The organism is Coprobacter secundus subsp. similis, from assembly GCF_015097275.1.
GTDB classification, from domain to species: Bacteria; Bacteroidota; Bacteroidia; order Bacteroidales; family Coprobacteraceae; genus Coprobacter; species Coprobacter secundus.
Genome location: NZ_AP023322.1, coordinates 3,679,701 through 3,702,706, shown reverse-complemented (window position 1 = coordinate 3,702,706; position 23,006 = coordinate 3,679,701). Strand labels below are relative to the sequence as shown.

Below are 23,006 nucleotides of genomic sequence, written 5' to 3'. Positions count from 1 at the left end.
ACTAATTTATAACAGAACAACAACTTAATTACTTTTTAAGATTTTAAATGTTTTATTACCCACTCTAACAAAATAAATACCTGATGGATACATAGACATATCAATATTATCTTTAGTAGTTTTCAAAATAAATCGACCAGTTGCATCAAATATCTGTTTTAATCCTTTTTTATTGATTTTCAATATATTATCAATATTCAAAACAGAATCTTCAGATAGAAACGTTTTTTCGTCAGAACTTAACATCTCATCATTTGTAATTATGTACGACGGATTTTCCATTAAAGGTAATACATACTTTCCTGTAGAAGATGTCATTTTATTTTTCTGACCTAACCAATTTACATATATAATTTCTTTACTTTTCAAATCCAATTCTATTGTTTCAGCAACCTCCTTTGAAGGATCTGCAGAATGACTAACATTCCATAACGCAATCACTTGGTCTTTGCCCGAACCATAACAAAAGACTTTCGTATCTTCTGTATCAACCAAAGCATTAGAAAAAGGCTTATTCTCTAATAAAGATGAAAGTACAGAAACTGCACAATATGCTGCTTTGGGAGAAAAATCCTTACGTATGACTCCGAAATTATGTTCTTTTTCTTTAATATTTGTTCCATCATTCTGAAAATCATATACATACACACAACTTGTAGTATTGTATCTTCTTGACATCAGATACAAACGAGTAATATATGCAGCTTGTCTTGCCTCATCTATATAAAGAACTTTTCCATCATCCCTGATCAAAGTATCAGCTTGAAACCAACCCATTTCAGTAATCCATGCTGTCAATGGCTTACTTTTTTTAGAATAAGTTTCTATCATTTTTTTATAGTGTGGCCATAAAGATGATACAGATACATTTTTCAAAAATGGATGACCTTTTGTCTGATATCCATCCTCTGGATTGAATGGCGCAACATAAGTGTGCATAGCAAAACCATCCATATACTTAACTCCTCCACTCTGAAATATAGGGGTTAGATATGCCCCATCTACCAAATTTGGAGCACCTCCCGAGCAAATTACCGTACTATTGGGTTGCAAAGCTTTAATTGTCGTATATGTCTCTTTCAATAATTCATAATAACTGGTACCAGGATCGATTCCCAACGCTTTTGAAGGTTCATTCCAAATCTCCCACAATGTAACTTTATCACCATAACGTTTCACCAATTCTTCTGCATAACGGGCAAAACGCTTTCTTCCACTTTCATCCAAAGGAAATCCTCGGTTAGCCACTTTTTCTCCGGGAGCAGGATTACCATATTCCAAACTGATCAATACACGTATATCCCTGTCTGATGCCGCTTGAATATAATTGTCATATTTAGCGGAAAATTTAAATGTCCCTATAGGTTTTTCCACATCTCCCCAATATACCTCATCTCGAATACTGCTAAAACCTGCCAGTCGTATTAAATCTAAACTATATGGCACTAACCCTTTATTTTGTGCAAAATGCGTACATGTCCCAAAATCTGTAGGGCCGGCACTATACCGTTGTGGAACAATAGCGATATTGGAATGAGCAACAGCTAATGTTTCCCCCTTCATATTATCCTTCAAAGTCACTGTATAATCATAAAGACCCAGCTCAGGAAAATCCAATGATAATTTCACTTCTCTATGTGCAGCACCATTACTCTCTAAAATTACAGAATTTCCAATGATTATCGACTTATCAAGACGATGCTTTGCCTCAACGTATACACCAAACTCGTTAGCACTAGTAGCATCATTAAACTTCATACATAGCTCTTTCTTTCCAGTGCCAGCAAATATAAGAGGATATTGAGGCCCTCCGGAAATAATCAACCGAGTGGCATAAGAGTTTTGCAATATCAAGGCAAAAATTAAAGTAAATAGAAGAAAACCTTTTTTCATGTGATTACTGAATTTTATTTTCGTGAAACAATTTTTTTTACAAAAAAAGGCCTTACCTATTAATTTAATCAGGAATAAACGCTTAACTACAAATTAATTTTTAATCCAAAAACTTTAATTTCGTCTTATTTCTTAATAATAGAATTAAATGATACAGGATAAGATTCATTTAGCAAACTCTTATACTCTTTACAGAACTTATCATACGTATTTTTTGCAATGCCGGTTTTTCCACTATTAAACAGAGCCACACACTTAATAGAAAGAGCTTCCTCATTTAATGGATCGTTTGCAAATATCGCATCTGCTATTTTTATCTGCATTCTTGGACTATCATAGTCGGATTGAACAGAAACAGCGAGCAATATATCTATAACCTCCGATGACAAACCTGCTTTAAAAGGGTCTATCCAATCTATCTGCATATTAGGTAATAATGTTCCTCTGAAAGCAAGTTCCATAAATCGAGAAAAATCTTCTGGGTCTTTCAATTTTCGAGTGTCTTGTAAAAACTGAGAAAGTTCTTTGTAGTCACAAAAAACATTTTCTCCAAAAATAATTTCCCAATAATTATTATGATTATGAATTGTAATATCACCGACTTCCTCGAGTATAACTCTCAGCTTACGGATAGAAACATTCCGGTTATTCCTCGCTGAACTCTCATCTTTATCCCCCCATAATAATTCATCAAGTTTAGAACTGAGAATACCTTTCTTCCCGCCATAAGTATACAATATAAGGACCAATAAAAGCTGTCGCAAAGTAGGAGTAAAATGCGCTGTAATATCCTCTCCTTTTTTATTCCTCACAGAAAAACCACCTAAAAGGCAAATACTATGGAATGAAATATCATAATGCAAAATTTCGTTCGCAACTAAAGTCTCAGACAGTGCAACATTACGCTTCCTTTGCTTTCTTTTTTTTCTGAAGGATAAAATAAGGAATAAACTTCCTACCAAAAAAATCAAACTAGAAATTATAATCATATTCTGATAATCTTCACCAGAATTAGCCAATTGCAAAGTATCCTCTTCTCTCAAAGGGGGATATTTCATTGAATATATCGAGATAGTCTTTATTCCATTCTGAGGAACTTTATCGTAGACTGCATATAATTTCGATTCTCTAGAAGAATACAGCAAATTTCGATATAAATGCAAACTTGACATATTACCCGGTATCGCATCTCCCATATGATAAGCTTTCTTATCGCGCAAAGACAAACGGATAAGACGAGCTCCGTCCAAATTAGCTAATAAATAAAAAGAACTGTCTTGCTCGTTAAATATCATATTTTCAGCTGGCAGATAAGTAATATTATCCATTGCAAAATCCCCTACAAAAGAGACTTTACCAGTGTGAATATTTATTTTATGCAAATCATACGTATACTCTGTAGATAGCTCTTGCCTACCGGTTTTACTACCTCTTCCTCCAAAAATATACAAGTTTTCACCTACTAAAGATATTGCTGCCGAATAACGAGGAAATATCTCATCTATCCGCCTTTTTTCCCATCTATTTTCCGGCCAAAAACAACGAATCAACGTATTATTATATTTATATCCACCATAACCACCAAAAGTATATATGCAAGAATCCTTAGACGAATATAACGAAGCATGATGCCAGTAAATACTTTCATAAAGAGGCTTTTGAGTTGAACTCCAAGTTTGGTCAGCAAAAGAAAAAGTAGATAAGGATTCATTGTCTAAATTAAAAGAAATCAATTTATTATCAATTGTATCCATTACCATCTGCGAATAATTAGATGCGGCCGGATATCCCTTCTTAACCTTAATTATTTTTTCCGTAACAGTTTTCAGGTCAAGAGCTGTTATCTGCATTTCATCCGGAACAATATAAAGAATTGTATTTTTCGAATCAAATGCAAACTGGACATTATTTTCTATTCTTTTGGTTACAACCTCTTTCCATTTCCAATAATCATCAATCAGCCATGAGGGATATTGGGCTACAGCCATCTTTCCCTTTACTTCATCATAACAAATATTTCCTTGATGGCGACTTAATAACCAATTACGTATCAATTTGTTGTCATCATATACCCTAATATTCTTTAAATTGACCGGGGCCACATCGTTAGATGTGTATTTCCCTCTCCGGCATTTTCCAAACGAAACATAAAATTTTTCAATATCACCAAAAGAATAAGGGACTTCAAATACCGAATTATTATAAACAAGTAATATACGGTTATCTTCTCTCGATAAAGTTATCTTTACAGGAATCGATTTTTTTACCTGTACTTTTTTCGCTAACGGGTATATATCATTATCTACAATTAATTCAGGAAAAGGCTGATATAAACTATCCAATGAAAACATAAAATCTATGTTCTTATCATTATCCGAAATCATCCTAAACACAAAACCATAAATGGTATTTTCTTTCCGTACCTCCATATCAAAAGAAAACGTCAGAGTACGCCTTAACCGTATACCCTCTCCATTATCCAACTCAAGTGTCGTTCTCTTTTCTGCCAAATGAGTATGAGAGTTGAAATGCAAACCTACTTCCCGGCCTTCCCCGTAAACAAAAGATATAGAAAATAACAATACAAACAAAAAGATGTATCTTTTCATAGTAAAAAAAGTCATTAACACTGTAAAATATCGTGACTCAAAACATCTGCTTGTACTTAAAAAAATTAAAAACAGATACTTACAGACACAAATATACGTTATTTTCCTTTATTTTACTTGAATCAAGTAATAAAAAGATAATTAAAATATATATTAATCGAAAATTAATCGATATTTAACTCGTTATTTTTAGCCATATTAATCAAGGTCTATTTATTTTGTCTTCGAGAATGAAAAACGCAATCTTTTCAGAAAGCTATTTACACAAATTCATTCATCATATCACATTATAGATTCAACCATGAACACAAAAAATGATTTTTACATGAAGAAACAAATTCTGATTTTCGGATTTTTTTTGATGTTGACATTCCAGAGTACAGCCCAATACATCGTATCGCCATCCGACACAATCGATGTGTTATTTGGAAAACAACGAAAAGAATTATCCACATCCGCCATAACTACCTTAAAAGGGGGTTATGTTAAAAACGTTCCTAACCTAAATCCTTTCAATACCATTACAGGATTATTGCCCGGACTCATTATGATTCAAAATAACGGAGAACCGGGAGAGGAAGGGGGCTCTATGTATTTAAGAGGCCAACGCACTTTAGGAAATAATACACCTTGGGTACTCGTTGACGGAATACAACGCAATCTTGACATACTTGATCCTGATGAAATAGAAAGTATCTCTATATTAAAAGATGCAGCTGCAACCGCTATTTATGGGTTAAGAGGTAGTAATGGGGTTATATTAGTAACTACCAAACGAGGCAAAAACCAAAAAATACAAATAGGATTAGATGCCCGTGTTGCAATGCAATCTCCCACGAAACTTCCAGAATTTCTCGGCTCTTATGATTATGCCCGACTTTATAACGAAGCTTTAATCAACGATGGTCAACAACCATATTATACACAAGAAGCTCTAGATCATTATTATTTTAAAGATGATCCCATACACTACCCGGACAACGACTATCTGGATCAATACTTAAAAAAACACTCTATTCAACAAAAATATAATCTTAGCGTACGAGGAGGGAACAACATAGCCAAATACTATTTTTTAGTCGGGTATGCTTCTAACTCCGGATTGTATAATGTAGATAAAATAAATACTTACGGAACAAATGCTACCATGAAAACATATAGCGTACGTTCCAATGTAGATGTTCAAGTCAACAAGAATTTCGATATCCGGCTCGACCTCTCCGGTCGTATGCAAGACCGCATATATCCAGGAATGAGAGCTAATAGTGTAAATGGCATTTTCAGTTCCTTATTGAGGCTTCCACCTAATCTTTTCCCGGAAAAATATATAGGAGAATATAATATCGTAGATGCAAATGGGAATCCACTTGGGACTACTGTTATAGATCCTTTAGCAGGTAATGCCCAATATCAAAACAACCCATACGGGTTGCTAAATAATAGCGGCTATTCTGCCTACAAAGAAGTATCCCTGACTTCAACAATTGCCGGAGGATATAAACTGGATTGCATTACTCCCGGATTAAAAGCGACAGCATCGTTAAGCTATGACAGTAACTATGCAAAAAATGCCAATCGTTCGAAAAGTTTCGCAGTTTATGAGCTCGTTGGTGAAAAAGAAGTACGACAACACGGGACACATGGCAATATGAGCAATACATGGACATCTGTATATTATCAAAGACGTATAGATATACAAGCAGGATTAGAATATAACCGATATTTCGGTAAATCATATGTAGCCGGAATGATGAGATATAATTATAATCAGTATGCTCTGGATGGAAATAATCTTCCTAACTTGAATTCTGGGATGCTTGGACGCTTTTCTTACGCATATGATAGCCGTTATTTAGCTGAATTTTCATTTGCATACCAAGGAACAGAGCAATTTCCCAAAGGAAATCGATATGGATTTTTCCCCGCATTCTCTTTAGGATGGAACATGGCCAACGAACGCTTTATAAAAGATAATGTCAAATTTTTAGACGTCTTTAAAATCAGAGGTTCTATAGGACTGACCGGTAGCGACAAAGGCATACCTTATTTCTACTATATCGAAAATTATGCACAAAAGGGTTCTATTACTTTAGGCAACGACGGAGCCGCTGCTCCTAATACTGCCTGGTACGAAGCAACCGTTGCCAACCCCAATATAACATGGGAAAAAAATCGTAAAATAAACGTCGGTTTAGATATGTCCCTATTCAATAATACTCTTGATTTTACAGCAGATTTATTTCAAGAGCGCTCATCGGATATCCTTATTACCAGCCAGCAAATACCGTCTATGTTTGGAGGCTCTACTCCTCAAATAAACCGTGGTATCGTAGATAATAAAGGAATTGAATTATCTATCGGATATCATAACCAAATCAGAGATTTTTCTTATTTCGCAAATGCAAACTTTGCAGCAACAAAAAATAAAATTGTCAATCAGGACGAACAATTCAGAACTTATGCTTATCAGGTTCGTACCGGGCTTCCTATCGGAGAACGTTTTGGCTTAGTTGCTTTAGGGCTGTTCCAAGACCAAGAAGAAATAGATAAAAGCCCTTCCCAAGCAGCATATGGTACCATACGGCCTGGAGATATCAAATATAAAGATATCAATGGTGATGGAATAATTAATTCTGACGATGAAGTTCGTATAGGCAGCAGCCAAGTTCCATCCATCACATACGCCTTTTCTTTAGGAATGAGCTATAAGGGATTCGATATAAAAGCCCTATTTCAAGGGACCGGACGTTCTCAAGCTATCTTAAGCGGAATAGAAGTTTTCGAATTCGTAAACAACGGAAAAGTAAAACCGGAACACCTAAACCGGTGGGCCTATTACACCGACCCTAATACTGGGGAGCTAATAGATACGAGGGCTTCGGCCACTTATCCTCGGTTGTCTCTTTCCGAAACTACCAATAATCGTCAGGCTTCAACCTATTGGCTACGCGATGTACATTATCTAAGGCTTAAAACACTTGAATTAGGATATTCCTTTGACCGTTTCTTAAAAAATACATTCATTTCACATGCCCGTATCTATTTAAGTGGGTATAACATACTTACTTTTAGTCCTATCAAAGGTATGGATCCTGAAATGGTAGGTAACCCGACAGCCTATCCCATTCAAAAAGCGTTCAATCTCGGGATAAATCTGACATTCTAATCTCAAAATAAAAACAAGCTTGGATATTCTTCAACCACCTTATATAAAAAATAACCATATGAAAGATTACATATTATATATTTCAATTGTTTTCTTCCTGTCTCTGTTCGCCTCTTGTGACAGAGGTCTTTTAGACGACATGCCGCTAAACAAGAAATCTGCTTATGATATATTCAAAGACAGCACTCGAGTCGACGATTTCGTATTAGGACTTTATACTTATTTACCTGGAGTTTATAATCGATTTGACGGAGAAGCTATGTTATCCTCCGCCACAGACGAGTCCACCCAATGTAAAGCAATGCATGGAGTTCGTTCTTTCAACGACGGTTCTCTTCAACCGACCTCTCATCCTGATATGATATGGGCCGATGCCTATGCCGGCATTCGCCAAGCAAATTTACTACTTGACAATATAGGGTCTCTATATGCTTCTACTTCTGACGAAAAAAGAAATGCGGCTATTAATGAAGCGCGTTTTGTAAGAGCATTTCTCTATTTCGAATTGATAAAAAGATATGCAGGAGTTCCATTACTTAAAAGAACTTATTCTTATGACGAAAATCCCAACATTCCTCGCAATACATTTGCCGAATGTATAAAATTCATTGTAGACGAATGTGACTCTGTTGCTAAATATTTGCCAACTGTACAGCCAGAATCTCAAATGGGCCGTGCTTCTGGAGTTGCAGCCATGGCATTAAAGGCCAGAACTTTGCTTTATGCTGCCAGTCCGCTTTTCAACGGGCCGTCGATTGAAGGGAAAAATGATCCTATTGTCGGATATGGCTCCTACAATCCTAACCGATGGGAAGACGCTGCTAAAGCAGCATCTGAATTATTACAACACTATCCGGGAACTATAGATTTATACCGCACAGGAACTGCTATTTTTAAATACGGTCGTGGATTTTATACCCCTGCCGGGAATAAAGAACTCTTATTCGTAAAAACCCGAGCCAAAGACAACAACATAGAAAAGATTAATGCTCCGGTAGGATATACCAATGCAATAGGAGGTGTATGTCCCTCACAAAATCTGATAGATGCCTATGAAATGAGTGGAGGAAAAACCTATGACCCTAACGCTCCCTATTCCAATCGAGATCCCCGCTTCTATGCTACCATTCAATATAACGGAGCTACTTGGTGGGATCGTAAAGTTGAAACATTTATGGGAGGCCTCGATGCCGAAGATGCAACACTAAATGCAACGAAGACTGGATATTATTTACGAAAATTCAGTGATCCTGAGGCTATCATATTCGGAGCGACCAAAACCGGACTACACTATTTCCCTTATTTCAGAGTAGCCGAAGTTCTACTAAACTATGCTGAAGCCATGAATGAAGCTTATGGGCCTGAAACAGATTATTTCGGAAATGGACGTACTGCAAAATGGGCAATAGATGAAGTTCGTAGTCGGGTTTCTATGCCCAGTCTTCCGGAAGGTCTATCCTACTCAGAAATGAAAGATCGTATCATGCACGAAAGACAGATAGAACTTGCTTTTGAAGAACACCGCCATTGGGATTTACGTCGGTGGAAAAAAGCTAAAGATATCTTAAATGGGTTAGAATTAAAAGGTATTACAATAACTCGGACAATAGACGAACCAACGGGAAATATTACATATACATATACTCCAAAAGTAGTCGAAAAAAGAGTCTTTACTGATAAAATGTATCTCTATCCTATACACACTGGTGAAATACTAAAAAATAAAGCATTGGTTCAAAATCCATTATGGTAAATATGACCTTAAAAATTTGAATAGATATGAAAAAAATAATATATACATTACTAATCTTTTTGGCTTTAGGACATACCGTTTACGGCCAGCAAAAAGTAATCACAGGAACAGTCATAGAAGATGCCAATTCAACATTAATGCCGGGCATCAACGTTGCCATAAAGGGAACAAATACTGGTACTTTTACAGATATGGACGGGAAATTTTCTATCAGTGTAAAACCTGGAGACATTTTAGTATTTTCCTTTGTAGGCTATGAAACTCAAGATATAAAAATAAACAACCAAACCTCATTGACTGTAAGAATGAAAGCAAAGCTTTCAGAGCTAGACGAAGTAGTTGTTGTGGGATATGGTACACAAAAAAAGGTCTCAGTGGTAGGTGCTATTTCTACAGTGAAAGCGGATGAACTAAAACAAAGTGCTTCTGCCAACCTGAGCAATGCTATTGCTGGACGGATATCAGGAGTTATGACCAAAATGGTTTCTGGACAGCCAGGAAACGACGACTCTCGCATTTTTATTCGAGGTATGGGTACTTTCAATGATAACACTCCTTTAGTATTAGTTGACGGTATAGAAAGAAGTTTCAATCAAATAGATCCTGATGACATCGAGTCTTTCTCCGTCATGAAAGATGCTTCAGCAACCGCTGTCTATGGAGTTCGAGGTGCTAATGGAGTCATTCTGGTTACAACAAAAAGAGGGCAAATAGGGAAACCTGTTGTTTCATTTTCCGCCCACGCCGCAATCCAGACTCCCATACGCACAGCTAAACCCTTAGATGCATATAATTTTGCTCTTCTCAAGAATGAAGCCATACGCAACGATAACGGAGGTCAAGTCCCTACGTCTGCTAACTACTACTATTCCACGGACGAAGATTTGCAACATTACCTGACTGGGGATTCTCCATATACCCACCCTAACAATGATTTGATTGATATGTTCCTGAGAAAAGCAATCCCTCAGTATCAAACCAATCTGAATATCCGTGGAGGAAATAAAATCGTAAAATATTTCGTATCATTAGGATTTTTATTTCAAGACGGTATTTATAAAGAATATAAGAACGATGATTACAGTACAAACGCCAATTATCGTCGTTTGAATTTACGGTCTAATCTGGATTTCAATGTAACCAAAACAACTGTTGTAGGTGTCGATTTGAACAGCTCTTTCCGTTCTCGTCATAATATTGGTGTAAATAGTCGTTTTGCTGCAGAAAGTACCAATCCTGAATACAACAATATGTTCGAGTTATTAATGCGTCAACCAGCCAATTATTCACCTTTAAAAAACCCTGACGGCACATATGGAAATGGTAAAAACGCGACTATATACAATCCTCTACAAATCGTAGAAAAAGGAGGCTACTACCATACAAATCAAGACGTTTTACAAGGTACCTTCCGGTTAGATCAAGATCTAAAATTCATTACAAAAGGACTTACATTCAAAGCTATGTTGGGAATAAATTCATTCCTTTCGACAGCACAAACTCTTAGCGAACGTCCATTCATGATCGAATATGATAAATATGGTAACTATACAGATAACATATTATCTGAACAACTTCCGGTATTATCATCTTCTACAACAAACGACTGGCAAAGAATATACGGAGAAGTATCTTTCAATTACAATCGGACTTTCGGAGATCACGCTGTAACAGCTTTAGCCTTATATAACCAAAGCCAAACATTCACTAAAGCCAATGTACCAACCGGTTATTTAGGTTTTGTCGGTCGACTTACCTATGGCTATAAACAAAAATATCTTGCCGAAATCAACTTAGGCTATAACGGCTCCAATCAATTTGCCGAAGGCCGTCGCTACAGTTTATTCCCTGCAATATCTGCCGGATGGGTCATTTCTGAAGAAAAGTTCTGGAAAAATAATATCTCATTCATCAATTTCTTGAAAATAAGAGGTTCATACGGTGAAGTCGGAAATGACAAAATAGGAAATTATCAATATCTCTATCTACAAACATACAATAACGGTAATGCTAATTTTGGCAATTATAACTTTGGAGTCACACCACAAGGCTATAATGGTCTACTCGAAGGACGATTAGGAAATGATCAAGTTACCTGGGAAAGAGCAAAGAAAACAAACGTAGGTATGGATATGCGTTTATTCAACGGTCGATTCACACTCAATGCCGACTATTTCCATGAAATACGTAATGATATTCTTATGGAATACAACAACCTTCCTATGGTATTAGGTATCTCCTATCCTCCCGGAAACATAGGTATAGTTCGTAATCAAGGAGGTGAAATAGAATTGGGCTGGAACGACAAATACAAAGATTTCAATTATTTCATCAAAGGAAATATGTCATATGCCCGTAATAAGATTATTGAAAATGGTGAAGCATTACAAAAGTATCCATGGATGTCCCAAAAAGGTCAATCTATCGGACAACATTATGGGCTAGTGGCTTTAGGACTATTCAAAAGCCAGGAAGAAATAGATAGTGCACCTCAACACATAGGTACTGTACAAATCGGAGACATACGTTACAAAGACCTGAATGAAGACGGAGTTATAGACGAATACGATGAATGTCCTATCGGATATAGTAACATACCCCGAATTCAATTTGGACTTACTGCCGGTTTTAGCTATAAAGGATTTGACTTTAGTATGTTATGGCAGGGTGCCGCACAATTTAGTGTTTATTTCTCTAATGGAGCCGTTTGGGAATTCAGAGATGGAGGAAATGCCTTTGAACATCATCTCGGCCGTTTCAATCCAGAAGATCCCTCTACCTGGGACACAGCAACTTACCCACGTCTACATGACGGAAATTTCCCCAATAATCATAGAAAATCGACTTATTGGTTAAAAAAAGGAGATTATTTACGACTCAAAAACGTAGAAATCGGCTACAGTCTGCCAAAACATCTATTCTCCAAAATAGGAGTTTCCAAATTACGCTTCTTTGTAAGTGGGACCAACTTGCTAACTTTTGATCATCAGAATACATTCGACCCTGAGACAGAAAATGAGAGAGCTTATAATTATCCACAAATGTCTCAATACACATTTGGAGTAAACATCCAATTTTAAGCACGAAATCATTACATAGTACTCAATAAAAAAACAACCAAAATGAAAAAAATATTATATTATAAATTATATATATTACTCGTCATTTTTGTAGCTTTTACCTCCTGCATGGACGACGGTTCTGGTCTCCTAGATAAAGCCGAATCCGGAGATTTGACAGAAGAAAAAATATTTTCTGACGGAACTTTAGCACGTAGATGGCTTTATAACATATATTCCAGATTACCCAAGGGATATGCTCGATTTGGTGCTGTCAACCCTGTATACTTAGGAGCAACCACAGACGAAGGCCAACAAGCTCATTTAGGTTTATTAACTCAAGCCCTTTGGTTCAACGAAGGTACTTGGAATGCAGCTAATCCTACAGATTTACCAGGATGGAAATACCAATGGACAGCCATCAGGCCGGCAAACAAAATGATAGAAAATGTAGATAAAGTTCCAGTCAGCGTACAAGACGGTATCACAGAAGAAAGCAAACTACAAATGAAAACCGAAGCCCGCATGTTGAGGGCAATCTTCTATTCCGAATTATTAAAAGCTTATGGAGGAGTACCTATCATCACCAAACAACTCACTCAATTTGACCCTGCTCTATATACTCCACGGTCCACTTTCGATGAAACTGTAGATTTTATTGTCAAAGAATGTGACGATTGTGCAAAAATTCTTCCTCCAAATTATTTGCTGACATCTCCTACCGATTTTGGGAGAATGACTTCAATGGCAGCCAAAGCATTAAAAGCCAGAGTATTGCTATATGCTGCCCGACCATTATTCAACGATCCTAACAATAGCAATAGAATTGTTGCAGGAGAATATAATCCAAAAAAATGGGAAATAGCTGCAGAAGCAGGACATGATGCCATTTTGTTCGCCGAAGAAAATGGCTATGCACTCTATACAGACGCAGGAAAAGACAGTTACCGACAACTATTTATTACACGAGGAACATGTGAAGAAATCATTACATATATTCGTACCTCAAAACATCGTGAATGCGAAGCTCGCCAACTTCCTCTCCGATTCCATAATGCCGGAAATGATAAAGGCGGTGGTTATACCGTACCCTCTCTCAATCTTGTAGAGTCTTACGAAACCAAAGAAGGGCTAAACATTTACCAACCCGGCTCAAACTGGGATCCACAAAATCCTTACCAAAACAGAGACGAGCGCTTTTATGCTACGATTTATTATAATCAAAGCAAATACAAAAACTATACTTTCCAAATCTATAATGCAGCCGAAGGTTCTTCTGTAACTCCTGGTGTAGACTACCCTTCTGATGCACTAAACACAGGCTTTTACCTAAGAAAGTTTATTGATGAAACGATAAATCCTAATAATGGTGCCGCTCATCATAATTTTCATGTACTACGATATGCAGAAGTATTGTTGAACTATGCCGAAGCTATGAATGAAGCTTACGGTCCTTATACCGATTTTTTCGGTGATGGAAAGACGGCTAAATGGGCTTTGGATCAGGTAAGAAGCAGAGCTATGCAACCTCCGATGCCATCAGGTCTTTCTGCAGATTCCATGCAAGTTCGCATCCGCAATGAAAGAAAAATAGAATTGGCTTTTGAAGAACATCGTTTCTATGATTGTCGGCATTGGAAAGACGCTGCGGCTTTTCAAAGCATAAAATTACAGACCATTACCAAAGATGACAATGGTGTATTCAAATATGGAGAAAGTATTCGTAAACGAGTGTTTAATGCACCCACTATGTTTTTACTTCCTATTCCTTTAGATGATATAGCAAATGGAAAATACGAACAAAATCCAGGATGGTAAATAAAATTTCCTATTACATTAAACGATAACTAAAATGGGATATCCAACTAAAATAATATATACAGCAGCTCTGATTAGTTCCATAAACAATTTATCAGCACAGGAAAAGATCAAAAATACAAAACCTAATATTGTCGTTTTCTTAGCTGACGATGCCGGTATGGATTTTGGATGTTATGGCAACAAAAATATCTCAACTCCAAATATCGACAAAATTGCAAAAAATGGAATTCTTTTTAAGAATGCATTCCTCACAGCCCCGCAATCAAGTCCATCTCGTACCAGTATGCTTAGCGGAAAATTTGCACATACTATCGGAACTGAGGATTTGCATAACGGACTAAATGCAGAAACTCTAATACTCCCGACATATCTACATCGGGCAGGTTATGTAACTGCATCCATGTTAAAAACACATTGGGGGCCTAATGGGGATAAACAATTTGATGTGAGAATAAAAGGCGATTATCTACCTAATCAGGGACCTCTTTCCGATGAACTTTTCCAGAACTATAACAAATTTCTGGATGAAAACAAAGACAAGCCTTTTTTTATATGGGTGGGCTTTATTGATCCCCATCGTCCATATAATAGAAATAATACAGAACAACAAAACGACCCAAAAAAAATCCAAGTCCCACCTTATCTTGTAAACAGCGATAAAACCAAACGTGATATGGCTGATTATTATAACGAAATAAGTCGTATGGATAATAATATCGGGACCATGATGGATGAGCTGGATAAACGAGGTCTGACTGACAATACAATCTTTGTATTTATGAGTGATAATGGTATGCCTTTCCCCCGCTGCAAAGGAACCTTATATGATTCCGGCATCCAAACTCCTCTATTATTCATGTGGAAGGGAAAGATAACCCCTGGAACAACCCACTCTAACGGTATGGTCAGTTCTATTGATTTGACACCGACTTTACTTGATTTGGCTGGTATAGATATACCTCAAGACATGTATGGGCGAGGATTTAAAAAACTCCTTTTTGACCCTACTCAAAAAGGTTCAGAATTTATTTACGCAGAACGTAACTGGCATGATGCTGACGAATATATGCGTTGCATAAGAAGTAATAAATATAAACTGGTATATAATGCTTATTATAATATTCCACACGGAACATCCATGGACATAAGTACCAGTAATAGCTGGTACGAACTGAAACGGTTACAAAGATCCAACAAATTAACGGAAAATATGAAGCAGATTTTCCAGTGTCCGAGAGCTATGGTAGAAATTTACGATTTAGAAAAAGATCCATACGAACTAAATAATGTCGCAGACCTCCCCGAATACCGTGAAATAGGAGAAAAATTAGCCGCAAAATTAGTCAAGTGGCAAAAAGATACACAAGATCATCCTTGGTGGAAAAGACGCAGAAGCGATCAAAATGACCGTATAACAGGATTTCCCCTTTTCAAAACTCGACCACCTATGTGGACCGACTAAATTTCACAGATTGTCATATATTCATTTAAATATATATTTATGTTAACATCTTACAAATCTATATTAAATAAAGCATATCAAGGTGGTTATGCAGTAGGAGCATTTAATTGTTTAAGTTTGGAAAATGTAATGGGCGTTATTGCCGCTGCAGAAGAGCTCCACTCTCCAGTTATATTACAATTAGCAGAAGTCCAATTCCCTTATGCCCCGATGGAGCTTATGGCACCACTATTCCTTAAAGCTGCGCATCAAAGTTCTGTTCCTGTTGCCGTACATTTAGACCATGGACAAAGTTTCGAAACCTGTGCTCGTGCCATACGAATGGGATTCAACAGTGTTATGTTCGATGGAGCGTGTCTACCTTTCGAAAATAATGTAAGCATAACAAAAGCCGTTGTACGTATGGCAAAAGCTGCAGACGTCGACGTCGAAGCCGAACTTGGAAAAGTCGGAGACACTGGTTTCGGTGGAGGAGAAGGCACAGGCTCTGCCTCTACTGCCGATGTTTTTACTGACGTAGAAGAATCGGCTTTATTCATCGAAAAAACCGGTATTGACGCTTTAGCGATTGCTATCGGCAACCTACACGGCAAATATATAGCGACTCCTAAACTAAACATAAAAAGACTGACAGAAATCAGTGAAAGAAACAATATGCCTTTGGTACTTCATGGTGGGTCTGGAACCAGTGAAGAAGACTTCAAAGCTTGTGTACATCATGGAATAGCCAAAATCAATGTTGCTACAGCCATGCAAATAGCTATTACGCAAAAGATTGAGAAATATTTACAACAATGTCCTCAACCCAATTACATTGATATGAAATGGAAAATGATTGAGGCATCCAAAGAAACTGCACTGTACCATCTCCGACTTTTTGAAAGTGAAGGGAAGGCTTTATAAAAATTTAATCGTTTCATTGTGAAAATAAATATATCCATATTATCTATTTTTCTCTCTTTATCAGTTGCTGCCCAATCACCCGATAAAGCTCTGATTATTCATTATGATTTCGAATCTGCAACTGGTACCACAGTGCCAGATCTCTCTGGGAATGGGAATCATGGAGTCATCACCAACATGAGCGGAAATTTCAAAATAGAAAATACCTCCGATGCCAATGGACACTCCTTTGGAAAAGTCTTTCATAAACCCATAGCCGGAAAGCCCGGACACATTACGACTCCAATTAATCTATTCAAAAGAGGATTCGAAGATTATACTTTAGCTTTTTGGATATGTATTACCAGTGATATAAGCATTTCCTGCGGAAATGTTCAAATGATAGGATGTAGCCCTTCCGGTTCCACAGTAAATCCAAATACCCAACAATTGGCAGGTATTGAGAACGGATACTTTGTCGGTATGTCCAACTTTGGGACCCCTTTCCCTCTTACAGATACAAGCGGGAATATCCCAGGAGAAAAAGTTGAATTGGGAAAGTGGTACCATTACGCAGTCGTATCTTCTGCAACCGATCAAAAATCGACCTTATACATCAATGGTATAGAAATATCTTCTACACAAGGAGCCAATGAATATGAAGAATTGACCCGAATCAATGGAGCCCTATATATTGGAAGAGGTGCTGGCAGTACAGGACAATACTACATTTTCGGAGGAAAATTAGATGATTTCAGACTATATGGAAAAGCATTATCTTCATCAGAAATAAAAGCGATAATGAGACAAAACATAACTGGGATAGAAACTTCCAAAAATAAAGATACAATAAAAGTATCTTCTCTAAAAAACGGAATCACTATACACAATGCCCAAGGGAAAAAAGTCCGTATATACGGAATAAATGGAATTTTTATCAGTGAAAAAAAAATTGAAAATGAAAACACATATTTACCATTAAATAACAATTCAGGTTACCTACTTGAAATAGATGGAAAAACATTTAAAACAGCAACTTTTTAAACTTGATTATAAACCTATAAAAAAACGAATCATGAAAAAAAGATTTTTACTACTCTCAACAGTCGCATTATTCTCATCAGCGACTCTTTTTGCTCAAGACATCAAAAATGGCTTGGTAGTTTATTATAACATGGAAGAAGGCGTAAACGGTGACGCTCCTGATAATATGGCCAATGCCCCGATTGACCTGTCCGGAAACAATAATAACTCCGTTAACCGAGGTCAAGCACCCAAAGGTCATAATTTTAAGACAGAACCAGACTTCAACTCTTTTTCTTTTGGAACCGTATTGACTTCTGAACCGGATGTCCCTGGTCACATATCCACCCCTGCCGGTGTTCTTAACCGAGGGAAAGGCGACTACTCTATCGCGTTTTGGGTAAGAGTAGAAGATAGCAATTTACCCGTGTTGCAGGGTCATAAAGATTATCAATTTCTGGCCTATAATCAAAAAGTCAATGCCCAAAACATGCAAGGTACTAATATCGCAGGACTGGCAACTCCGACTCTCGCTTGTATGAAAGACGGTAAATTTGCTGCTGTTTCGACAAATGAAGCAGACTATTTCACTGCTGAAGACATGGTTGAATACGGAAGATGGTATCACTACGCCGTAACCTCATCTTTGGACTTTGCTACAACGATTCTGTATATTGACGGAAAAGAAGTTGCCAGAAAAGAAATTCCATTGGAAGAACAGGGAGATCTTATACCTTCAGATGGCGGTGTTATATTGCGAAGAGGTGGCGGTGGTAACTTGGAATATGAAAATCCTGACGATCCAGCAACTCCGATTAGAATCCCAACCCAACGCTTTATTTTTGAAGGTGCAATGGATGAGTTCCGTATTTATGATCGAGTATTGACTCCTGAAGAAGTGGTAGCTATCATGAATGTCAATAAAAATGGAAGTGTAGATATTGAAAACAATATAGATAATTCTGGTATTTCTGTATATGTATCCGAAAAGAATATTATCGTCGAGAATAGCGAAGGATACAATATGGCCATATACAACTGTACCGGAAGTCTGATTTCAAATCAAAAAATAGACAGCAATCACCAAGTTGTATCTATGAATCAATCCGGTATCTATTTGGTTCGCATAAATAATGAAACATTCCGTATTATATTGAAATAAACCTTCATATCAAAATGACATATCAAAAAAATGATATGTCATTTTGATAAATTCTAAATCATCCATTATGAGAAAAGGCATCATCTCCGCAGGAAATTGGCTCGTCGATTTTGTAAAAATAATCGAAAAATATCCTGCACCCGGAAATTTAATTACAATAGAATCTACAGAAACAGGACTGGGAGGTTGTGCCCATAACGTATTAGTAGATCTCGCCCACTTGCACACCGATATTCCTCTGTATGCTGCAGGATGCATAGGAGATGACCCAAATGGGGAATATGTCTTAAATGAAATAGAAAAATACAATATAGACAAGTCTTACATGAAAATTGTCCCTCATACACCTACCGCATACACTGATGTTATGGCTGAAAAAGGGGGGCGTTCACGAACATATTTTCACTGTCGTGGAGCAAATGCACAATTAGATATAGAACACATAGATACGATAGATACCAATGCCAAAATTTTTCATTTAGGATATCTACTTTTATTAGATAAACTGGATGCCGAAGATCCTCAATACAAAGTCAAAGCAGCTCGCATATTAGATAAACTACAAAAAAAAGGATACAAAACCTCAGTAGATGTAGTATCTGAAGAAAGTAACCGTTTCTCCCGGATAATTACGCCTTGCTTACCTTTTACAGACTATTTGATTATTAACGAAGTAGAAGCCGCTCAATGTACAGGTATTCCCACTCGCACCTCCCAAAATACCGTCATTATCGAAAATATTAAAAATGCCGCACAACAATTATTAGATAATGGAGTAAAAGAGTTAGTAACTATACATTTCCCCGAAGGTGGTTACGCGATAAACAAGAATGGGAATTCCATTTTTGTTCCGTCATTTCCTATTCCTCCACAACATATTGTTTCAACTGTTGGAGCAGGCGATGCCTTTTGTTCAGGAATGTTATATGCCATACACGAAGAATATTCTTTGAAAGAATCATTATTATTTGCTTCGGCTTGTGCTTATTTCAATCTTCGAAACGCAACTTGCACTGGCGGTGCACCAACTTTAGATGAAGTAACAAAATTTTTAGAAAATCACAAATAACTACTATATATTATGAAAAGATCAGAAGTCAATCGATATATCAAACAAGCAATCAAATTATTTGATGAAAATAATTTTCATCTTCCTTCATGGGCACTACTAACGCCAGAAGAATGGAAAGATAAAATAGCGACCGAACGTTGCAAAGAAATAATCGACCATACTTTAGGTTGGGATGTTACAGATTTCGGAAAAAATAATTTCATGAAAGAAGGGCTCACTCTTTTCACTCTACGTAACGGTTCTCCCAAAAGTGAAAAAACCTATTGTGAAAAAATAATGGTTTCTTACGTAAACCAAATTACCCCAATGCATTTTCATTGGAATAAAATGGAAGATATTATTAATCGAGGCGGAGGTATATTAGCATTACAGCTATGGAAAGCCAATAAAAAAGAAGAAAAAACAAGTGACTCGTTCACCGTACAAATAGACGGAATAACCCAGAATATAGAAGCAGGAGAAATTATCCAGCTAAATCCGGGAGAAAGCATCACATTGGAACCATATATATATCACCAATTTTGGGCAGAAAAGGAAACTTGCATTATCGGAGAAGTCTCTAAAGTCAACGACGACTCTAATGATAATAGATTTTATGAGCCATTAGGAAGATACCCAGAAATAGAGGAAGACGAATCACCGTTATTTTTGCTTTGTACTGAATACTTGTAAAAGATTTTTCCTATTCCCAAATTCTGAATTTAAAAGTACACCTATTATGAACAGCAAAAAAATAGCCAGCATATCTCTAAGTTTATTAGCTGGTTCTCATTTTATACAAGCGGCAGATAATGATCGCCCAAACATCATATTTATCATGTCAGACGACCATACATCTCAAGCGATAAGTGCTTACAACGGAATGTTAAAAGACATATTACCCACTCCTAACATCGACCGTATCGGGAATGAGGGTGTCCGTTTGGAAAACTGCTTTGTTACAAATTCTATCAGCACACCATCAAGAGCTTGTATCTTGACCGGACAATACAGTCATAAAAATGGAGTATATACTTTGTTGGACAATCTCAATCGAGATATGCCAAATGTAGCTAAATATCTTCAACAAAGCGGGTATCAAACTGCTATTATCGGGAAATGGCATTTAGGCACAGAACCTTCCGGTTTTGATTATTACAATGTTTTACCAGGACAAGGAGAATATTATAATCCTAAAATGATTAAAATTGGAGACTGGGGCATTTGTGCAAATAACACAAATAAAGAGACGACTTATCGGGGACATTCTACCGATATTATTGGCAAAGAAGCTCTCGACTATTTAGATCGTATCGATAAAGACAAACCGTTCTTTCTAATGTGCCACTTCAAAGCGCCTCATCGTCCATGGAGACCCGCTGCACGCTTCAAAGACTTGTTAAAAGATGTAACTATTCCTGAACCAGAAAATATGTACGAAACCTATGAAAACAAAGGTGAATACGCTAAAATAATCCGAACGGGGATGGAAATAATGAACCGGAACGACCTTAAAGGAGACATGCCTCCTGCCGGAGCTACACGTGATGAGAAAAGGAAAAAAAATTATCAAATATACATCAAAGATTATCTACGTTGCGTTGCTGGTGTAGATGAAAATGTAGGCCATATATTACAATATTTAGATGAACACAATCTCACAGAAAATACAATCGTTATCTATACAGGTGATCAAGGATTTTTCTTGGGAGAACACGGATGGTTCGACAAGCGACTAATGATGGAGGAATCTTTAAGAATGCCTTTTCTTATCCGTTATCCAAAAGAAATTCCGGCAGGAAAAATAAATAAAGATATTATTTTAAATATCGATTTTGCCCCTCTGTTTTTAGATTATGCCGATATCAAAACTCCATCCCAAATGCAAGGAAAAAGTTTTCGGAAAAACCTAAAAGGAGAAACTCCTTCAGATTGGAGAAAAGAAATGTACTATCGGTACTGGATGCATGCGGATGATGCACACAATGTTTGCTCCCATTACGGAATACGTACAGAACGTTATAAACTCATTTATTTCTATGGACAACGTTTAGGTATGACTGGCTCTCATGACAAACCTCTTACCCCGGAATGGGAACTTTATGACCTGCAAAACGATCCTGCAGAAATGCACAACATATACAAAGATCCCTCTAATGAAGGACTTATCAAAGAATTAAAAAACAAACTTCTTGAGCTAAAAACCCAATACGATGATTTAGATTCGAAATATCCTGTTCTTGATAATTTGAATAAAACTTATTTCTGGTAATATTTTTATCCTTAAAATATGGTTAAGACAGCTCTGATATTATTATGCCTGCTCTCCAATATTTCATTGAATGCCGGAGAGCAAGTTCTCTTCTACAAGAATACAGAACAGGCTGATTTAAAATTACATCTTTTATATCCGGATGATATAAAAAAATCAGATAAAAAAGCTGCAATCATATTTTTCTTCGGAGGTGGATGGCTAAGTGGAGATATCAATCACTTCCGTCCTCAAGCCGAACACTTCCGAAACCGAGGATTAATATGTATATTAGCAGAATATCGAGTATTGGGAAAACACAAAACCACACCTTTCGATGCTCTATCTGATGCCAAATCGGCAATGAGATACCTTCGAATACATGCTCGTAAGTTGCACATCAATCCCGATAAGATTATTGCTGCCGGTGGTTCTGCCGGTGGACATTTGGCAGCAGCATTAGCAGCATGTCCTGGTTTCGATACCCCAGGAGAAAATTCCAAAATCAGTACAAAACCGGCTGCCCTACTTCTCTACAATCCAGTATTAGACAACGGGCCGGGAGGCTATGGATATAGCCGCGTAAAAGACAGATATCAAGAATTCTCTCCTGCATATAACATCAAATCAGGACTTCCCCCAACTCTTATCTTTTTAGGGACTAAAGATAACATCATCCCTGTAATCACAATGGAAAAATACAGAGAAAAAATGATAGAAAATAATAATCGATGTGACTTATTTTTATATGAAGGACAAGATCATGGATTTTTCAACCTAAAAAATGGCAAAGAAAACCCTTATTTCTATGATACACTACAAAAGGCTGATGCTTTTTTAGTTTCCTTAGGATACTTACCTCCTCAAAAATGAT

General features: G+C 36.9%; 14 protein-coding genes. 12 read left to right on the top strand and 2 right to left on the bottom strand.

The genetic code is table 11. From position 1 onward, the window contains the following. Window positions 1–24: 24 nt before the first annotated feature. Both Cop2CBH44_RS14620 and Cop2CBH44_RS14615 read right to left on the bottom strand, forming a co-directional pair. Window positions 25–1,893 (bottom strand): cellulase family glycosylhydrolase, encoded by a 1,869-nt coding sequence (locus tag Cop2CBH44_RS14620; RefSeq protein ID WP_021929726.1) that lies wholly within the window; start codon window positions 1,891–1,893, stop codon window positions 25–27. Window positions 1,894–2,018: 125 nt separating this feature from the next. After that, window positions 2,019–4,502 (bottom strand): Kelch repeat-containing protein, encoded by a 2,484-nt coding sequence (locus Cop2CBH44_RS14615; RefSeq protein ID WP_021929725.1) that lies wholly within the window; start codon window positions 4,500–4,502, stop codon window positions 2,019–2,021. A gap of 325 nt (window positions 4,503–4,827) precedes the next feature. Here Cop2CBH44_RS14615 and Cop2CBH44_RS14610 point away from each other — a divergent pair, with 325 nt between their 5' ends. The 12 genes from Cop2CBH44_RS14610 (at window position 4,828) to Cop2CBH44_RS14555 (ending at window position 23,005) form a co-directional block, all read left to right on the top strand. Then, window positions 4,828–7,668, top strand: coding sequence for a SusC/RagA family TonB-linked outer membrane protein (locus Cop2CBH44_RS14610; RefSeq protein WP_021929724.1), 2,841 nt, complete (start codon window positions 4,828–4,830; stop codon window positions 7,666–7,668). 58 nt (window positions 7,669–7,726) lie between these two features. Then, complete coding sequence (locus Cop2CBH44_RS14605; protein ID WP_200755107.1) at window positions 7,727–9,421, top strand: RagB/SusD family nutrient uptake outer membrane protein; 1,695 nt, start codon at window positions 7,727–7,729, stop codon at window positions 9,419–9,421. Between the two features lie 26 nt (window positions 9,422–9,447). Further along, the gene (locus Cop2CBH44_RS14600) at window positions 9,448–12,501 is read left to right on the top strand and encodes a SusC/RagA family TonB-linked outer membrane protein (RefSeq protein WP_200755106.1); all 3,054 of its coding nucleotides are present in this window, start codon (window positions 9,448–9,450) and stop codon (window positions 12,499–12,501) included. A 42-nt stretch (window positions 12,502–12,543) separates the two neighbouring features. Next, entirely contained in the window at window positions 12,544–14,298 is a 1,755-nt protein-coding gene (locus tag Cop2CBH44_RS14595) for a RagB/SusD family nutrient uptake outer membrane protein (RefSeq protein WP_200755105.1), read from the top strand. A 34-nt stretch (window positions 14,299–14,332) separates the two neighbouring features. Further along, window positions 14,333–15,763, top strand: coding sequence for a sulfatase family protein (locus tag Cop2CBH44_RS14590; RefSeq protein WP_200755104.1), 1,431 nt, complete (start codon window positions 14,333–14,335; stop codon window positions 15,761–15,763). Window positions 15,764–15,802: 39 nt separating this feature from the next. Next, a complete protein-coding gene (locus tag Cop2CBH44_RS14585) occupies window positions 15,803–16,666 on the top strand; it encodes a class II fructose-bisphosphate aldolase (protein WP_021929719.1) in 864 nt (287 codons plus the stop codon). Between the two features lie 18 nt (window positions 16,667–16,684). Then, complete coding sequence (locus Cop2CBH44_RS14580; protein WP_200755103.1) at window positions 16,685–17,689, top strand: LamG domain-containing protein; 1,005 nt, start codon at window positions 16,685–16,687, stop codon at window positions 17,687–17,689. Between the two features lie 31 nt (window positions 17,690–17,720). Then, window positions 17,721–18,830, top strand: coding sequence for a LamG-like jellyroll fold domain-containing protein (locus Cop2CBH44_RS14575; RefSeq protein WP_021929717.1), 1,110 nt, complete (start codon window positions 17,721–17,723; stop codon window positions 18,828–18,830). A 67-nt stretch (window positions 18,831–18,897) separates the two neighbouring features. After that, the gene (locus Cop2CBH44_RS14570) at window positions 18,898–19,899 is read left to right on the top strand and encodes a carbohydrate kinase family protein (RefSeq protein ID WP_021929716.1); all 1,002 of its coding nucleotides are present in this window, start codon (window positions 18,898–18,900) and stop codon (window positions 19,897–19,899) included. A 12-nt stretch (window positions 19,900–19,911) separates the two neighbouring features. Next, window positions 19,912–20,574 (top strand): D-lyxose/D-mannose family sugar isomerase, encoded by a 663-nt coding sequence (locus Cop2CBH44_RS14565; protein WP_200755102.1) that lies wholly within the window; start codon window positions 19,912–19,914, stop codon window positions 20,572–20,574. Window positions 20,575–20,620: 46 nt separating this feature from the next. Beyond that, the gene (locus Cop2CBH44_RS14560) at window positions 20,621–22,153 is read left to right on the top strand and encodes a sulfatase family protein (RefSeq protein ID WP_021929714.1); all 1,533 of its coding nucleotides are present in this window, start codon (window positions 20,621–20,623) and stop codon (window positions 22,151–22,153) included. A gap of 18 nt (window positions 22,154–22,171) precedes the next feature. Then, window positions 22,172–23,005: an alpha/beta hydrolase gene (locus tag Cop2CBH44_RS14555; RefSeq protein WP_200755101.1), complete on the top strand. Its 834-nt coding sequence runs from the start codon at window positions 22,172–22,174 to the stop codon at window positions 23,003–23,005. Window position 23,006: the final 1 nt, after the last annotated feature.